This is a genomic window from Marinococcus sp. LNSP9103-4 (assembly GCF_056034345.1).
The window spans coordinates 12,721-27,061 of the sequence record NZ_JBQLIA010000032.1 but is presented as its reverse complement, the minus strand read 5'-3'; the positions used below and the strand labels follow the sequence as shown (position 1 = coordinate 27,061).

14 protein-coding genes and 1 other annotated feature are annotated in these 14,341 nt (G+C 44.9%); of the genes, 6 read left to right on the top strand and 8 right to left on the bottom strand.

From position 1 onward, the window contains the following. Nucleotides 1–193: 193 nt before the first annotated feature. Nucleotides 194–1,090, bottom strand: a complete 897-nt coding sequence (locus ACTRXG_RS15560; protein WP_474285845.1) for an AraC family transcriptional regulator — start codon at nucleotides 1,088–1,090, stop codon at nucleotides 194–196. 113 nt (nucleotides 1,091–1,203) lie between these two features. Here ACTRXG_RS15560 and ACTRXG_RS15555 point away from each other — a divergent pair, with 113 nt between their 5' ends. Next, nucleotides 1,204–2,136, top strand: coding sequence for a DMT family transporter (locus ACTRXG_RS15555; protein ID WP_474285843.1), 933 nt, complete (start codon nucleotides 1,204–1,206; stop codon nucleotides 2,134–2,136). Nucleotides 2,137–2,229: 93 nt separating this feature from the next. On the opposite strand, the gene ACTRXG_RS15550 is transcribed toward ACTRXG_RS15555, so the two are convergent. The 3 genes from ACTRXG_RS15550 to ACTRXG_RS15540 all read right to left on the bottom strand — a co-directional run bounded on the left by ACTRXG_RS15550 (nucleotide 2,230) and on the right by ACTRXG_RS15540 (nucleotide 5,072). Next, the gene (locus ACTRXG_RS15550; protein ID WP_474285841.1) at nucleotides 2,230–3,336 is read right to left on the bottom strand and encodes a flavin monoamine oxidase family protein; all 1,107 of its coding nucleotides are present in this window, start codon (nucleotides 3,334–3,336) and stop codon (nucleotides 2,230–2,232) included. 118 nt (nucleotides 3,337–3,454) lie between these two features. Continuing rightward, entirely contained in the window at nucleotides 3,455–4,135 is a 681-nt protein-coding gene (locus tag ACTRXG_RS15545) for an ArsR/SmtB family transcription factor (protein WP_474285840.1), read from the bottom strand. A 166-nt stretch (nucleotides 4,136–4,301) separates the two neighbouring features. Next, a complete protein-coding gene (locus ACTRXG_RS15540) occupies nucleotides 4,302–5,072 on the bottom strand; it encodes an SDR family NAD(P)-dependent oxidoreductase (protein WP_474285838.1) in 771 nt (256 codons plus the stop codon). 307 nt (nucleotides 5,073–5,379) lie between these two features. Between ACTRXG_RS15540 and ACTRXG_RS15535 the strand changes: the two genes are divergently transcribed. The 4 genes from ACTRXG_RS15535 to ACTRXG_RS15520 all read left to right on the top strand — a co-directional run bounded on the left by ACTRXG_RS15535 (nucleotide 5,380) and on the right by ACTRXG_RS15520 (nucleotide 8,459). Further along, nucleotides 5,380–5,892, top strand: a complete 513-nt coding sequence (locus ACTRXG_RS15535) for a MarR family winged helix-turn-helix transcriptional regulator (protein WP_474285836.1) — start codon at nucleotides 5,380–5,382, stop codon at nucleotides 5,890–5,892. A 6-nt stretch (nucleotides 5,893–5,898) separates the two neighbouring features. After that, nucleotides 5,899–6,111 (top strand) — a binding site (T-box leader). A 40-nt stretch (nucleotides 6,112–6,151) separates the two neighbouring features. Then, nucleotides 6,152–7,402, top strand: a complete 1,251-nt coding sequence (gene tyrS, locus ACTRXG_RS15530) for a tyrosine--tRNA ligase (RefSeq protein ID WP_474285847.1) — start codon at nucleotides 6,152–6,154, stop codon at nucleotides 7,400–7,402. 393 nt (nucleotides 7,403–7,795) lie between these two features. Then, a complete protein-coding gene (locus tag ACTRXG_RS15525; RefSeq protein ID WP_474285835.1) occupies nucleotides 7,796–8,140 on the top strand; it encodes a hypothetical protein in 345 nt (114 codons plus the stop codon). Nucleotides 8,141–8,168: 28 nt separating this feature from the next. Then, nucleotides 8,169–8,459, top strand: coding sequence for a helix-turn-helix domain-containing protein (locus ACTRXG_RS15520; RefSeq protein ID WP_474285833.1), 291 nt, complete (start codon nucleotides 8,169–8,171; stop codon nucleotides 8,457–8,459). A 245-nt stretch (nucleotides 8,460–8,704) separates the two neighbouring features. Here ACTRXG_RS15520 and ACTRXG_RS15515 read toward each other — a convergent pair whose 3' ends face one another. Together ACTRXG_RS15515 and ACTRXG_RS15510 are read right to left on the bottom strand one after the other, a co-directional pair. After that, nucleotides 8,705–10,060 (bottom strand): MATE family efflux transporter, encoded by a 1,356-nt coding sequence (locus ACTRXG_RS15515; protein WP_474285832.1) that lies wholly within the window; start codon nucleotides 10,058–10,060, stop codon nucleotides 8,705–8,707. Between the two features lie 136 nt (nucleotides 10,061–10,196). Next, the gene (locus ACTRXG_RS15510; protein ID WP_474285831.1) at nucleotides 10,197–11,351 is read right to left on the bottom strand and encodes an FAD-dependent oxidoreductase; all 1,155 of its coding nucleotides are present in this window, start codon (nucleotides 11,349–11,351) and stop codon (nucleotides 10,197–10,199) included. 167 nt (nucleotides 11,352–11,518) lie between these two features. Between ACTRXG_RS15510 and ACTRXG_RS15505 the strand changes: the two genes are divergently transcribed. After that, nucleotides 11,519–12,112, top strand: coding sequence for a TetR/AcrR family transcriptional regulator (locus ACTRXG_RS15505; protein ID WP_474285829.1), 594 nt, complete (start codon nucleotides 11,519–11,521; stop codon nucleotides 12,110–12,112). 479 nt (nucleotides 12,113–12,591) lie between these two features. On the opposite strand, the gene ACTRXG_RS15500 is transcribed toward ACTRXG_RS15505, so the two are convergent. Next, nucleotides 12,592–12,846, bottom strand: a complete 255-nt coding sequence (locus ACTRXG_RS15500) for a YcxB family protein (RefSeq protein WP_474285827.1) — start codon at nucleotides 12,844–12,846, stop codon at nucleotides 12,592–12,594. Nucleotides 12,847–13,036: 190 nt separating this feature from the next. After that, nucleotides 13,037–14,329, bottom strand: a complete 1,293-nt coding sequence (locus ACTRXG_RS15495) for a four-carbon acid sugar kinase family protein (RefSeq protein ID WP_474285826.1) — start codon at nucleotides 14,327–14,329, stop codon at nucleotides 13,037–13,039. Nucleotides 14,330–14,341 lie beyond the last annotated feature (12 nt).

The window sequence follows — 14,341 nt, the reverse complement described above, 5'->3', positions numbered from 1 at the left end:
TTTCTTTGGTCGGAAATTCATCTTGAGTGTATCACGAGTGATTTTTTTCGTTGTCTAGCTTAATTTTACAATCGGCGAAGATAAAAGAATGGATCTTTCCTTTGCTCTTAAAGTATAACTTTGAATTTTATGAATAAATACGGTTCATGAAATTTTCATATCTTTAAAAAGCGATCGTGCTACCGATGGTACCTTAATAAGACGATTCGCCTCGTAGATGTTTCCGATACGCAAGTGGAGTCATATTCATATACGTGCGGAAGGAGCCAATAAAATGACTGGCGCTGGAAAAACCGGTACGAAACGCAATATCCGTGATCGACGCTTCTGACTGCTGAAGAAACTCGATGCTTTGCTGCAGGCGGTACTCCTTCACGTACGTCAGCGGGGTGGTACGTAGCACACGCCGAAAGTACCGGCAGCACTCCGACCGGCTCAACAGACCGGCGTTGGCCACGTCTTCCAGCCGGATCGTTTCCGCGTAGTGGTCTTGGATCCAGGCCACCATCGCTTTGATGGTTCGTTCCTCATTGTTTTCCGTACGCTTCTCCAGCCCTGGCTCTTCGTCTTGAATCATTAGAGTCCACACGTGACTCATGTAGCGGGAAACAGTCAGCTCAAACGCTGGAGACTGCTCCTCCAATGCCTGTTGTACTGCTCTCAAGGAGGCTATCATTTCGTTGTTCCCAGCGACATCCCCCTCCCACTGTCGATAAGCAAATCGAGGGTCTTTCATAAACGGGGCCACGTAAGTGTCCTGAAGGGAAGCGGGAAGCAGAAAAGAAGGATACACATTGATGCACAAATACGTGCACGGGTCATTCCCGGCGTCTTCCGCCGCATGCAAACGACCACTATTAATAAATAAAACCTCCCCCTGCTGCAAAAAGATGCGGTCTTTAGGAACATGAAACACCGCTGCTCCCTCCAGGATCACAACCCACTGCATTTCCTCATGCCAATGCAGAGGCAGTCGCCCGTAGCTCATGTGGCGGAGCGTGGTCACATAACCTCGGGCTGGCAGGATGCCAGTGCGATGTCTCGTAACTTCTTGATCGTCGGGAGTAAGTACCAGTTGTTTATCTGCCATGCCGATTTGCCCCTTTCCTCAATATCATGCTATTTTTAGATACACTTATAGTATTTTTACTGCGCTTATTCGTTTATATTCATCATATCATGATATTAATAAGGAGGAGCGGCATGCAGACAACTCGAGGCAAAGGATTGATATTAGTAATTGTTGGAGCGATCTTGTGGGGGCTCGGCGGTACCGTGTCGCAAAAGCTGTTTGAAGATTTTACGATCGAAGTAAATTGGCTGGTGACGACACGTCTATTGGTGGCAGGTCTCGCCTTATTGGCCATCCAATGGGTTATGGGAGACCGTTCCCAGGTTTTCCGCGTTTGGCGGACACCAGCAACGGCGTTCGCCATCACCTTGTTCGGAATCGGCGGCATGCTCGCCGTTCAGTACACCTACATGGCATCCATCGCCCAGGGCAACGCCGCCGTAGCTACCCTGCTGCAGTACCTGGCGCCGGCCATGATTGTGATCTATCTGCTCCTTCAAAGGCAAGCCACGTTTACCCGCCAGGATGGATGGACCCTGACGCTAGCGATGACCGGCAGCTTTCTGTTACTCACCAACGGCTCGTTGTCGCAGTTGTCTGTGCCTGGTTCCGCTGTCCTGTGGGGCGTACTTTCCGGCGTGGCACTCGCCTTCTATACCCTTTATGCTGGTCCATTGCTGAAACAATTTAACTCCCTCGTCATTGTTGGCTGGGCGATGACAATTGGCGGAGCCGTGTTGAGTACGGTGCATCCGTTCTGGCAATGGTCCCCGGCCGAAATGCCCCTCGAAGGTTACGCTTACCTCGGATTCGTAATTATTTTCGGCACGATGATCGCCTTTTGGTTTTATATTGCCAGCCTGCAATACCTGTCGGCGAAAGAAACCAGCCTACTGGGCTGCCTGGAGCCGCTGGCAGCCGTGCTGGCCACCGTATTCTGGCTGCAGGAACCATTTGGTTTGTTTCAATGGATGGGTACGACCTGTATTCTTGCCATGGTGATCCTGCTGGCGCTGGTTCAGCCCTCCATCGACCAACCCGCTGACCGACAACGCTCTGCATGAAAGATTTAGTGTACCCCAAACAAAAAAAGCCAAAAGGGCCCAGCTGGCTTTTTTTGTTTATATTTTACGCATCAATGGTACCTAGCTTCTTAATTAACGCCTGTGCTCCACGTGTGTAATGGCTTCCACCGCCTGCTCGGCTGACCGCAGGGCTCCTTCCAGATGCCCGCCGTACAACGCATTCGTCTCGGTGCCTGCAAAAACAATTTTTTCTTGCCATACACCCTGGGCCGACGGCATGCCATACACTGGATAATGCTGCAGCGGATAGGCATCCTCTTTCACGGCCGTTGCCTCTTCGTGGGCCCAATCCTTGTACAGCATTGTGCGCACGTTCCCAGCCTCCGGCCCGAAAAGCCGAATCAGTTGCTCAGTGACCAAGGAGAGCAGACGATGTTCTCCCAGCTCTTGCCGTGTCACTGCTGGCATACCAAAGAAGCCAAAGATCGCTCCGGGGCCAGTATTAGGAGACGCATCGTGAATTTCTTGTAACGGCCCGGCCCAGCTCGTAGCAAAACCAGAAAGCCCCGCTTCTCGCCAAAACGGACGATCATAGATCGCCACCGCCTTCGCCTGACCAGCCATCCAGGTTGGTTTGTTGCCAAGGTCGGTCCGGAGATCATATGGGAGCGAAGGAGAAAAGGTGATCGTTTCGGCAATCAGCCGCGGTGGCAGAGCTAAAAGCACCGACCCCGCTGCCGTTTCTTCCCGTTTTCCGTCCGCACGTTTGATATCCAGCCGGACGGTATCATCGCTTGCTAACCGAATTCCGGTGACCTGGGTTTCCAACTCAAGTGTCCCGGGCGGCAGCGTATCTGCTACAGCCTCTACAAGGGATTGCACGCCTCCGGTGAACCGCCTAGATGTTGCTATTGCATCCTCCGGTAACATGCCACGCTCAGGCGGTTCCTGAAGCGAGCGTTCCAGCACCATCGCTCCCCGAGTATACTGCTCAAATGTTTCCACCCCTAACTCCTGGACCAGTGTTGTGATCGCATGCTCCTGCTGCGGCCAAAACCAGGTCGGCCCCAGATCGTACCTCTCTGCCTCATTGCTGGTTGGGAACGGCACACTTAGTACCCGCCCACCGATTCGGTCTCTGGCCTCCAGGACCCGGCACGACACTCCCTGTTTTGTCAGCAGTGAAGCTGCGCGAAGGCCGCTGAGACCTGCTCCGACAATAATGACCGGTTCGTTCATATTATCTTCTCCTCTCTTCCATGCGTAGCGCTTTCTTATTCCTTCCTGCCAGAAATAACATCGATATCTCCGGCTGTCATTATCGTTTGTACTTTCAGTCCCAAAATGGCTGTGAACCTCAACGACTTTTCGGTAGTTGCTCCACGTACTTCTTCCATTCATGGGGACCTTCGGCCATACGGTAGGCCTTCCATCCTTGCCGGCCCATTTGCTGCGCTGCGATGGCTGAAAAATCACAGAATTGCCCCCGGCAATAAGCGATAACCTCCCGGCCTTCCGGCAGGTGCTGGAGATACCCATCCAGCTCTTCAAGGGGAACAGAGACCGCTCCTTCAATATGCCCGGCCTCGAACTCTTCCGAAGGTCGAACATCCAGAAGGACGGCCTTTCCGCGGCGGGCTTTTTCATACACTTCCTCCAGGGAAAGCGTTGTTAGCCCCTCCATCCTGCCAAAAAATTCTTGTTTCATGCGGGAGACATCAGCCAGTTGATGTTCCGCGCTGTGCCATAGGGAAAACAATAGTTCCTCCACGGAATCATCCGCTAACGTATACACCACATAGGTGCCCTTTTTCGTAAAGGTCACCAGGTTGGCCTCGTGCAGGATTTGAAGGTGACGAGAAACATTGGCCACATTCATTCCGGTGTCTTGGGTCAATGTTTCAACTGATTTGGGCCCTTGAACAAGCAGGTTTAATATTTCCAGACGTTTGTCACTCGATAAACATTTCCCTACCCGTGCTAGCTGTTTATATAGTGCCTCTTTATAATTGTTAGCTGAAGCAAAGCGTTCATCCATGGGAATCATTCCTTATTATTCAATTGTTGATATCGCTGATGATGTGCCCCCCCCTATCACCATAGACAAAAGAAGAATATTATCTTTTTACACTCTGCCTTGCATATGTTGGTAGGATAAACAGGAAGAGGCTGATCGTATCCCGGAACAGCCTCCTGACCGCCTATTATCGTACGCGAGTGGTAACTCCGCCGTCTACAGGCATGATTGTTCCTGTTATCCACGACGAAGCGTCGTCGGCTAGAAATAAAATCGCATGGGCGACGTCTTCCGGTGTCCCATTACGTCCCGTCGGATGCAGGTCCTTAAAGGTGGGCAATACTTCGGCGGCCTGTTCTTCCGACATAAACGTATGGTAAATCGGAGTCTCCACTACGGCAGGAGCGACCGCATTCACCCGGATGTTATCCGCAGCAAATTCTACCGCTAGGTTTTGGGTCAGCGCATGCCTTCCCGCCATGGCTGCCGAATAGGCCGAGGATGGCGTGGCTTCTACCGCCTGAAGGGCCCACATGGACCCCGTATTGACGATCGCTCCCCCTCCCCGTCTTTTCATTTCCGGTATAGCAGCCTGAGCGGGGTGGAACGTACCTGTCACAATGGTGTCCAAATACGATTTCAAATCCTCTTCCGTATGATCAAGGAACGGTGTCGGATGAAATTTCCCCGAATTATTCACCAGCACATCGACGCCTCCGAAGACGTCCACCGCTTGTTTCACCAGTTTGTCCGCTGTGGCTTTTTCACTGATATCTCCGGCTGCATAGGATACGTGCTCGCCGGTGGGATCAATCTCGGCAGTTGCTTCTTTCAATACTTCTTCCCGCCGTCCGTTAATCACCACGTTCGCTCCTTCTTCCACAAACCGTTTAGCCGTGGCTTTCCCGATCCCTGTGCCTCCACCGGTAATAATGACTGTTTTGTTGGTAAATCTCATGGTTTCATCTCCTTTTTCATTATAAAACTGAACCGTTGCCTCAGTAGAATACAATGTACACAAACCATTTCACAATATTCAATTGAATAATTGAATATTAACACTTAAATCTATACCTGTCAAATTCCTATTCACCTCAGGATGACGTATGCCGGACTGTAATAACGTTCATTTTTTATTTCTCTATTTTTAATAAGAATAGAATATGAAAGTCCTTTAAGTGTTTGTTCTTGCATTTTTTCACTGTATTGATTAAAATCATTTCATAGCTAATGATTTTGACATTTAAAAAGGAAAGGGGCATTTCATGCACGATTTTGACCAGCACGGGGACCTGCTTTCAGAGGAATATGACACCTTGAAGCGGTTGGAAGATACAGGATTTTCCCTTCTCGATATGGACGCGATCTCGGTGGTGACCAACGTGTACCGGCTGGCGCAGGGGCTGCGGAACAAAATGGAACAGGAAGTGCTCCGAAAATACCGGTTGTCCTGGACGGCGTTTTCCCTCTTATATGATCTCTGGATTTATACGCCGCTAGACACCAAAGTCCTTGCTGTTTCTGCCGGGGTTTCGAACGCCACCATCAGCAACATTGTCCGCACTCTGGAAGAAAAAAATTTGTGCTACCGGAAGTCGGATCTTCGCGACCGCCGACTGACCCACGTGTATATTACGGCGGAAGGCACGGCCGTACTCGAGGAATTATATCCCCTGTTTCACCAAAAAGAAGCAGAAGTCGTTCAAAGCCTTTCAGCTGAAGAACAACAACAAACCGCCAAGTTCCTGCGGCGAGTCATTCGCGAACAGCAATTTTAATATCGAACATCAACGAGGAAGAAAACGGAGTAGCTGCTATCTCCCTGGGTACAGAGAGCCGACGGTGCTGAGAGTCGGCCCTATAGATAGAGCGAAGTACATTTTTGGAGTTTCTCGCCTGCCTCTTAGGCAGCGGGACGGACGGGCCGTTATCCGAGAGTTGGAAGAGCTGACAGGCTTCAACAAGGGTGGTACCGCGCGAGCTATCGCGTCCCTTGATGAGGGCTGTTTTTTTATATTTTATTATCTGGGAGGTCGTATCATGAAAAATCATAACCAGCCATTAACCCCGCAACAGCAAGAGCTTGTCCAGGAACAGATGGATCTTTACATGCACGGCATTGAAGAAATTATTCCCCACGAGGAGCTTGAACGAAAAATCGCTGCTTCCGTGCACGACAACCGCCCGTTAAAAATCAAGCTGGGCCTCGATCCTTCGGCGCCGGATGTGCATTTAGGCCATACGGTCGTATTAAACAAATTAAAGCAGTTTCAGGACTTCGGTCATGTGGTGCAGCTGTTAATTGGCGACTTCACCGGAAAAATTGGCGACCCTACCGGAAAATCCGTCGCCCGAAAGCCACTCACAACCGAACAAGTCGCCGCGAATGCTCAGACGTATTTTGAACAGTTCGGCCAGGTCATTTGCATGGACCAGGTGGAGCTCCATTACAACTCCAAGTGGCTCGCCAAGCTGTCATTTGAAGAGGTGATTCAGCTGGCAGGTAAAATTACGACCGCCCGGTTGATGGAGCGGGATGATTTTGAAGAGCGAACCGCGCTCGGCCATCCAATTGCCCTTCACGAATTTTTCTACCCGGTGATGCAGGGCTATGACTCTGTCGTCCTCGAAAGCGATATTGAATTAGGCGGCACCGATCAATACTTCAACATTTTAATGGGGCGGCATTTCCAGGAGCGGTTAGGCAAAGACAAACAGGTGGCCATCACGATGCCGCTGCTTGAAGGGCTGGATGGGACTAAAAAAATGTCGAAATCCCAAAACAATTACATCGGCATATACGAGGAACCGGCTTCCATGTACGGAAAAACGATGTCGCTTCCGGATGAGCTGATCGTGAAATACTTCCACCTGGTAACGTCTCTGCCAAAAACGGAGATTGACGACATCGAAACCGGGCTCCGGGAGGGAATCCTCCATCCGAAAGCAGCAAAAATGCAGCTGGCTCGTACCATCGTGACGATGTATCACGGCCGGCAGCAGGCCGGAGAAGCCGAAGAGCAATTTGTTTCGGTTTTTCAACAGGGGAACGTGCCGAAGCAAATGCTAACGATGACCCTGCAGGAAGGAGAATCATACAATATTGTTGATTTGCTGGTGACCTTACGTCTGCTTTCTTCGAAAACGGAGGCTCGAAAAATGATTCAAAACCGGGGCGTCAAAGTCAATGGCACACGGATGGATGACATGAATGCCTCCTTTACCATTGATACGGACCTGGTGATTCAGGTCGGAAAACGAAAATTCGTGAAAGTGGTTCCTGCTTAGGATATATTCCTGATCCATGAACGATTGAAAAAATTATCAGGAGGAGAATTTTCTTAATGCTATGTGCCATTACAGTCTAAAACCCGTAACTTCTAAATCGTACAGAAAGCCTTCATATTTTAACGGAATATGGAGGCTTCGAATGTTCAAATGCCATCTAGTTGTCTTTTTCTAAAAGATCATAACTTGAAGACGGATCAAGGACATGAAAACTCTGAAGCTTGAAAAGATGAGCATTTTAATGCTCTATTGATAGCATACACGCTATCATAAGGGCATAGATATTATCAAAGACATGGATGGACCTACGATGGCGTACGAGATACTAGCATTAGGAAACGTTCCAACGTTCGAAGGTTGGCTATTCGATGCGGTGACGCAGGAAAGGCAACGATGAGGACGTCAGGGTATCTGGGGAAAACGGTAGACCAATATATCCGGCAGCGGGCGATTCTCGAATATAACCCGTACCCGCCGGAACAAGAGAAGACAGGTAGAGACGCCGTACCACCGTCGATTAAACAAGTGTATCGACATATCGAGCTAGAAGAACTCTACCGCTGGGGCATTGATGGGACTAAAACAGGGAATCACCGTTTGTTATTTGTCATTCATGACGAGCAGAAGGTATTGCTGTTGCATCATTTTGATAAAACCTATAACGGGGCTATTCGTCGCCCGGATATTGTGCCCGCCGAACAGTGTTACGAGGCGTATAGTGAGGATGGCTCCAAATAGCATTGTGAAATCAAGGAGGGAATAGAAAATGAGCAAGGCATTCGATAACTACCAGAACGTCGTTGGGAAAGCGCATATTGATCGATTAAAGCTGGAAGCAGCTCTGGCGGCGGCCATTAAAACCGAGCGCCAGCGTCAAGGGTTTTCACAACAGGAATTGGCAGATGCGATTGGAAAGCCAAAGTCCACGATCGGACGTATTGAATCAGGGATTACGGTCCCTCAGGTATCTACGCTTTTAGCCATTGCTCAAGTATTGCATACGACCTTTTCAATTGGGGAAGAGCTGCCCGATACGGATGATAAAGTATCGTTGTAAGAAGAAAACCGGGCATGATGCTGAAACATTCATGCTCGATTTTCTTATACAATTGAATTATAGGTACTTTCTGATCCTTTATAGTATTTGTTAACGATGTGGACTCAATTTTTTCATTCAAAAAAGCCAACCTCAGGGATGGCTTCACCAGGAAACAAAGCTTATAAATGAGACTTGTAGAAAGAAACTTCAGGAAAAATGATAAAATTACCGCTGAAAAAAACATAAAGCAACATGAACATAAATCATGCTGCTATGTTTTGCTCCGACTTCAGTTGGTTTCGCACACGTTTTCTTACAAATAAAACAATCAGCACAGCCATTGTTAGTTCGGCAATAGGCATCGAAAGCCAAATACCGTTAACACCTAGTATTTGCGGCAGGACAAATAAGTAACCCAAATATAGGACGTAACTTCGGCCAAGAATAATCATTGTCGCAGACCATGCTTTTCCTACGGATTGAAAATACGTCATATAGACAAAGCTAATCCCTATAAACAGATATCCAACGAAAAATAAGCGAATGCCCTCTACTGCTAATGTAATAATGGTTTCGTCATTTACCCCAAATAAACGTACTAGCATAGGAGCAAAAATATAGCCAATTACAAATAAAATCAGCCCGAGACCGATAGCCGTTTTTTCTGCTAACGCGATTGTATTTTGCATCTGCAGTTTCTTTTTGGCACCGTGATAATAACTGATCATTGGCTGCATTGCGGTTTCAATACCAAAAAACGCTAGAAACATAAAACCGTGTAAATAATTAATAACAGAGAAAGCTGTAACCCCGTCTGTGCCTAAAGCTGCCACAATACTTAAGTTATAACCAATAATCAATACAAAAGCACCTGATTCTGCTAGTAAGCTTGGAAAACCAATCGCTAAAATTTGAGCCGTTGCCCGCCTTGACCAAGCCCATTCCAATTGATTTAATACGACTTGTTTCTTAAAAAAATGTGGAATAAAAATGGCTACTCCAACTACCCCTGCAAGTACTGTTGCTAAACCAGCCCCATAAACCCCTAATCCCAATGGAAAGATGAAAATGTAGTTAAGGATAATATTGATCACAGAGGTGACACCCAGCGAAACCATTCCTAGTACCGGCCGACCATCATTTCGGATGAAAATGCTTAGCAGCTGCTGTAATCCTAAAATCCAGCCAAGGGGAAATAAGACACGCAAATATTCTGTAGTCGGTGCCATCGTTTCCTCATTGGCACCGAGCCAAATGGCAAGCGTGTCTATGTTAATAGAACCGATAACACTAATAGTACCTAGCATTCCGATAAAAATAGTCACAGCTAACGTAAAACTGCTTCGCGCCTTTTTAATTGCACCTTCACCAATAGCGGATGAAAAGTAGGTGGCTCCACCAATACCAATCCATAAACTTGTTGCTAAAATGACCATAAAAATTGGTGAGGCTAGATTCATCCCTGCCAATCCAATCTCCCCAACGCCATGACCAACGAAAATACCGTCGAGAAGCATGTTAACCGACATAAGCAGCATTCCGAGGACTGCCGGAAAAAAGAAATGAAAGAACACCCGTTTTACTGGTTTATTCATAAGGTTTTGTTGCAAAGTTTCCATTTTTTCTCCTCCTTCAAACGGAGTGTCTTTGAAGTGATGTCACGCTTAGAGACCTTTCACTTTAAATATCTACGATTATCTTGGTTTTTATTCGACATAAACCCCAACAGATTTGCATGAACATGATATTTTTATTTTATTTATCCCAGTGAGCGTCTATTCCTTCATTAAAGAATGCATACTCTTCTGCATTATCAATCCCTAAACTGTCTAATAGATTCGCGCTATGGAACACCTTCTCCGCCCGTGGTTTGCGGTCATGCTCGAAATAGTAAAAGGCATCTTCGTGATCGTAATCACGCAGTAGTTTGGCTAAATACATCGCATCTTCAAACGCTAAGGTGGTCCCCATGCCGGCATTCGGGTCCGCTGTATGTAAAGCGTCCCCGATTAACACAACACGACCGTGCGAGTAATACTTCATTAAGTCAATGTAGTAAAGCTGCTTTGCAATAATATGATCTGTGGCTTCAATTAATTGTCGAATTGGCATTTCCCAGCCTTCAAAACGTGCAGCTATATCTGTTCTTAATTCCTCTGTCGCTTTTTCTTCAAAATCTTTTTTCGCAATTTTCCGTGGCTCTACTGAAATAAGTGACCATGAAATTTCTTCATCTGTGGGGTGATGCTTCGATACGAAGAAAATAAAATTATCATGGAAATACATCAGAGACGTATCCCTTGTAAAGTATTCTTTAAGTTCGCCTAGCTTTTCCGTTTCAATCATGCCGTACACACCCGTTTTGCCTAAGTACTTTAACGGATTTGCCGGGAATGGGAATAAAAGCTCCCGCGTTTTTGAACGCACACCATCTGCTCCGATCAAAACAGAACCAAAATCTTCTGTACCATCTTCGAACGTTACGTGGACACCTTCACCTTCCTGTACAAAATTTTTCAACCGTTTTCCGAATTGAATATTAATTCCTTTTTTAATAGCTTCTTTATATAACACATCAATTAGATTAAAACGGGCAATATTAATGAGATCCGGAAGTTCCTCTAATTCGAGTTTGTTTTCTACTTCTTCAAGTAATGGATTGTTATCCTTGTCAAGTACTGCAACATCGACTAAGTGATGGCTATTATTTTTAATTTCTTCGCCCAATCCCAGCATTTCAAGCATTTTCACGCCACTTGGATGGATAACAAAATGTCCGCCGACTTTGCCATACATTGGTGCCTGTTCATACAGGACACTATCAATATTTGCTTTCTTTAAAAATAGTGCCATGGCTAAACCTGCCACGCCCCCACCATTAATAACAACTTTGTTTTTCAAACAAATCACTCCCTTCGAGAAAACAATACCACTATTCGGACAATTGGTAAATTAAATTATGTTAAAACCCAATTAAAAAAGAATTTTTATCGAATTTAAATAAACATTAGTCCGATTAACTAGTATAATAAAAATTAGTAAGATAAAAAAATAAGTTTAAAATAATTGGAGGAAATATGAGCAGACCTACAGGAGTGAATAGCGAGGATACAAAACAATTTATCGTAGATATTGCAACGAAAATATTTGAACACAAGGGTTATAGCGCTACATCTATGGCCGATATAAAAAAGGAAACAAATGTAAGTAAGGGAACGGTTTATTACCATTTTAAGAATAAAGAAGAATTGTATCTTTATTGTATTAAGCAAGTATCTAATGAATTTATTCGAAACTGGGATATTACATCAAAAACGGAGCGATCCGCTGAAAAGAAATTGTATATTTGGGCGAACTTAAACAATATCATGCTGCAAAAGCCGATTATGAATACCCTTCAAGAATATTTTGTGTCAACAAATGAACATAATTATGACGCTGTGCTTAATCTGTATGAACCTGAATTTCAAATCGTGAGTCGTATTTTAGAGGAAGGCATAAGTCGTGGGGAATTTAGGGAAGATTTGTTGATTGAAGATGTGTCGGTGCTTTTATATAACTTCATCACCTCTTTAGCGAATGCAGAGTTGTTTGGCTATCATTCAAATCAGGAACAAAAAAACTTATATAAGCTAGCTATTGATTTAATCGTGCCCGGACTAAAAAAATAAGAAGGGGGGTGATTCGAGCCCATATACCCTCTATCCTTTTTTCTTTTTCCTACCTAAGGTATTCCCGGAACATGCCTCTGTAAATACTTACCCTCCTAGTTATACTAAATCCCCAACGTACGAATAGACGCTGGGGATTTTATATTATATATGTCTGTGTAAGACCGGCCGATACCATAACAGAGAGCATAGGTAGCTATACCCTTTGTTAATAGCCCCGCCAAAGAAAACGAATAGGAGGACACTGACACTATTTCCAAAGACGGCCAGACTAGGAGCCAGCAACAGAAAACATTAAACTCAGTAATGCCGGCCGGAACCACCAGGCACACCTCACATAAAGGGATGGCACTCACCATCCCTTTATTTCCTTTATTAACATAATCGTAATTATCAGTAGCCTTGTGATGAAGTAAAACGCAGTTATTCCTGTATAAAAAAGAAACACTAGCTACGTATGAGGTTACGGCCAGTGTCCTTTATAAACACTCCTGAAACGCAAAAACATCCTCAATAGAAGCAAAAAATCTTTTAGGGAGGACCAATGCATAATTTTTGGACATATAAATTAAGAACATATCCGGCAGCTCTCTTTGCTTATATACGTCTGGCCAAGGAATGGTTTTCGTTTCTGCCTCAGTGTAGAGAAAATAATCAAAGAAATGCACAAAACGCAAAAACGGCTCGAATCCCAAGCCGTTTAAACTTTCCCTATGATTTAAATTTGGATTCATTTCGATAACATACTGGTTCTTATAAATTTTTAATATTAGTGTCTTCTCTGGAAGTAGACAATGCAATCGTTCTGCTATAACCTGAGTCTCAGTTAAAAGAGTTTCTTTTCTGACTTTTCCAGGGTATCACTACGATCATTTTGCTTATCAACACGGGTAACACTCTCCTTCTTGATTTTTGCTTCTTTATTTATTCATTCGAAGAATGACTTAATTCTATTAAGTGTTGAATGGATTTTTCGATAAAGGTCTTACTGCCAAAACTTCCTGATTTTAAGACAATAATCATACCTTTATCCAATGTCAGTCCCGACGGCACTCCGGTTTCTATTTCTTTCAACACATAATTTCCATGAATCCCTAACATTCGGGTAACACTTCCAGAAGTGTCTCCTCCCGCTACAATCAACTTTTTCCCATTTGATATATTAAAAATTTCCTTTGTTAATTGCGCTAAAACCGTAGAAACTTGTTTACTAACCTCCAACTCAGTCAGACCTCTGCGCTTCCCTTCCTGTTTCGTTTCTTTAATAACACTTCTTTCATCGCTTGCTTTAATTAAAACATGTTCACCACGAACGAGTATTGATACAACTTCATCAATGACTTTATTTTTTTCAAGTTTTAATTTATTTTCTCGAAAAACTAATCTTGTATCGAAAACAAAAGTAGCAACGCCTTGGGATTGTATATAGGCAGTCTGCTGTTTTGTCTGAGGAGTAAGACTTCCAGCTATTACGAGCACGCCTTGCTCATCTTTAAAGCCCGTCAATTCATGGACTGGGTGCGTATATTTCGATACTCCTAAAAAAGGAGGCAATTCTTCTGCTATCGCAGAAGCCCCTCCCCATACTTGAAAACCTTTTATCGCTTCTGCTATACAAATCAGATCTTCCTGCTTCTCGGCATCGATAATACAATAATTGGAATCCTTTTTTTTGTGGTTTATTTCTTCCAGCAAAGCAGCCGTCCCTTTTCTCACAATGGATAAATTGATAAACGAAACTTTTTTATTCGTTTGTTTTTGCAGAATGGATACCAAGTTAGATTCTTTCATGGGATGTACTGGGTCCGTGGAAAATGAGGTCTCTTCTAAAAGAGTGTTATTAACGTAATGCCAACCCCCAATTGTTTTGCGCCCGTTTCTCGGAAAAGCTGAAACCGTAATTAAAAAATCTTTTTCCAAAGTGTCTAGCATCGCGTCAAATTCACTACCAACGTTTCCCCTGAACACGGAACAAGTTTTTTTAAAGTATTGAGAACAATCCAAGTTTTTTAGAGTTTCTGTTGCCTCTTTCACTTTATGATAGGCTAATTCTTTAACATCTAAACGACTGTCAGTGTCCATTATTAATACATCTACCTGAGGAGGCGTTGAAACCACAGTATTGTAAGGAAGAATTTTTACTGAGTATCCTTTGTTGCTGAACATTACTCCAATATCATTGGCGCCGGTAGTATCATCTGCTACAACACCTATCATGTTAGCCTCCTT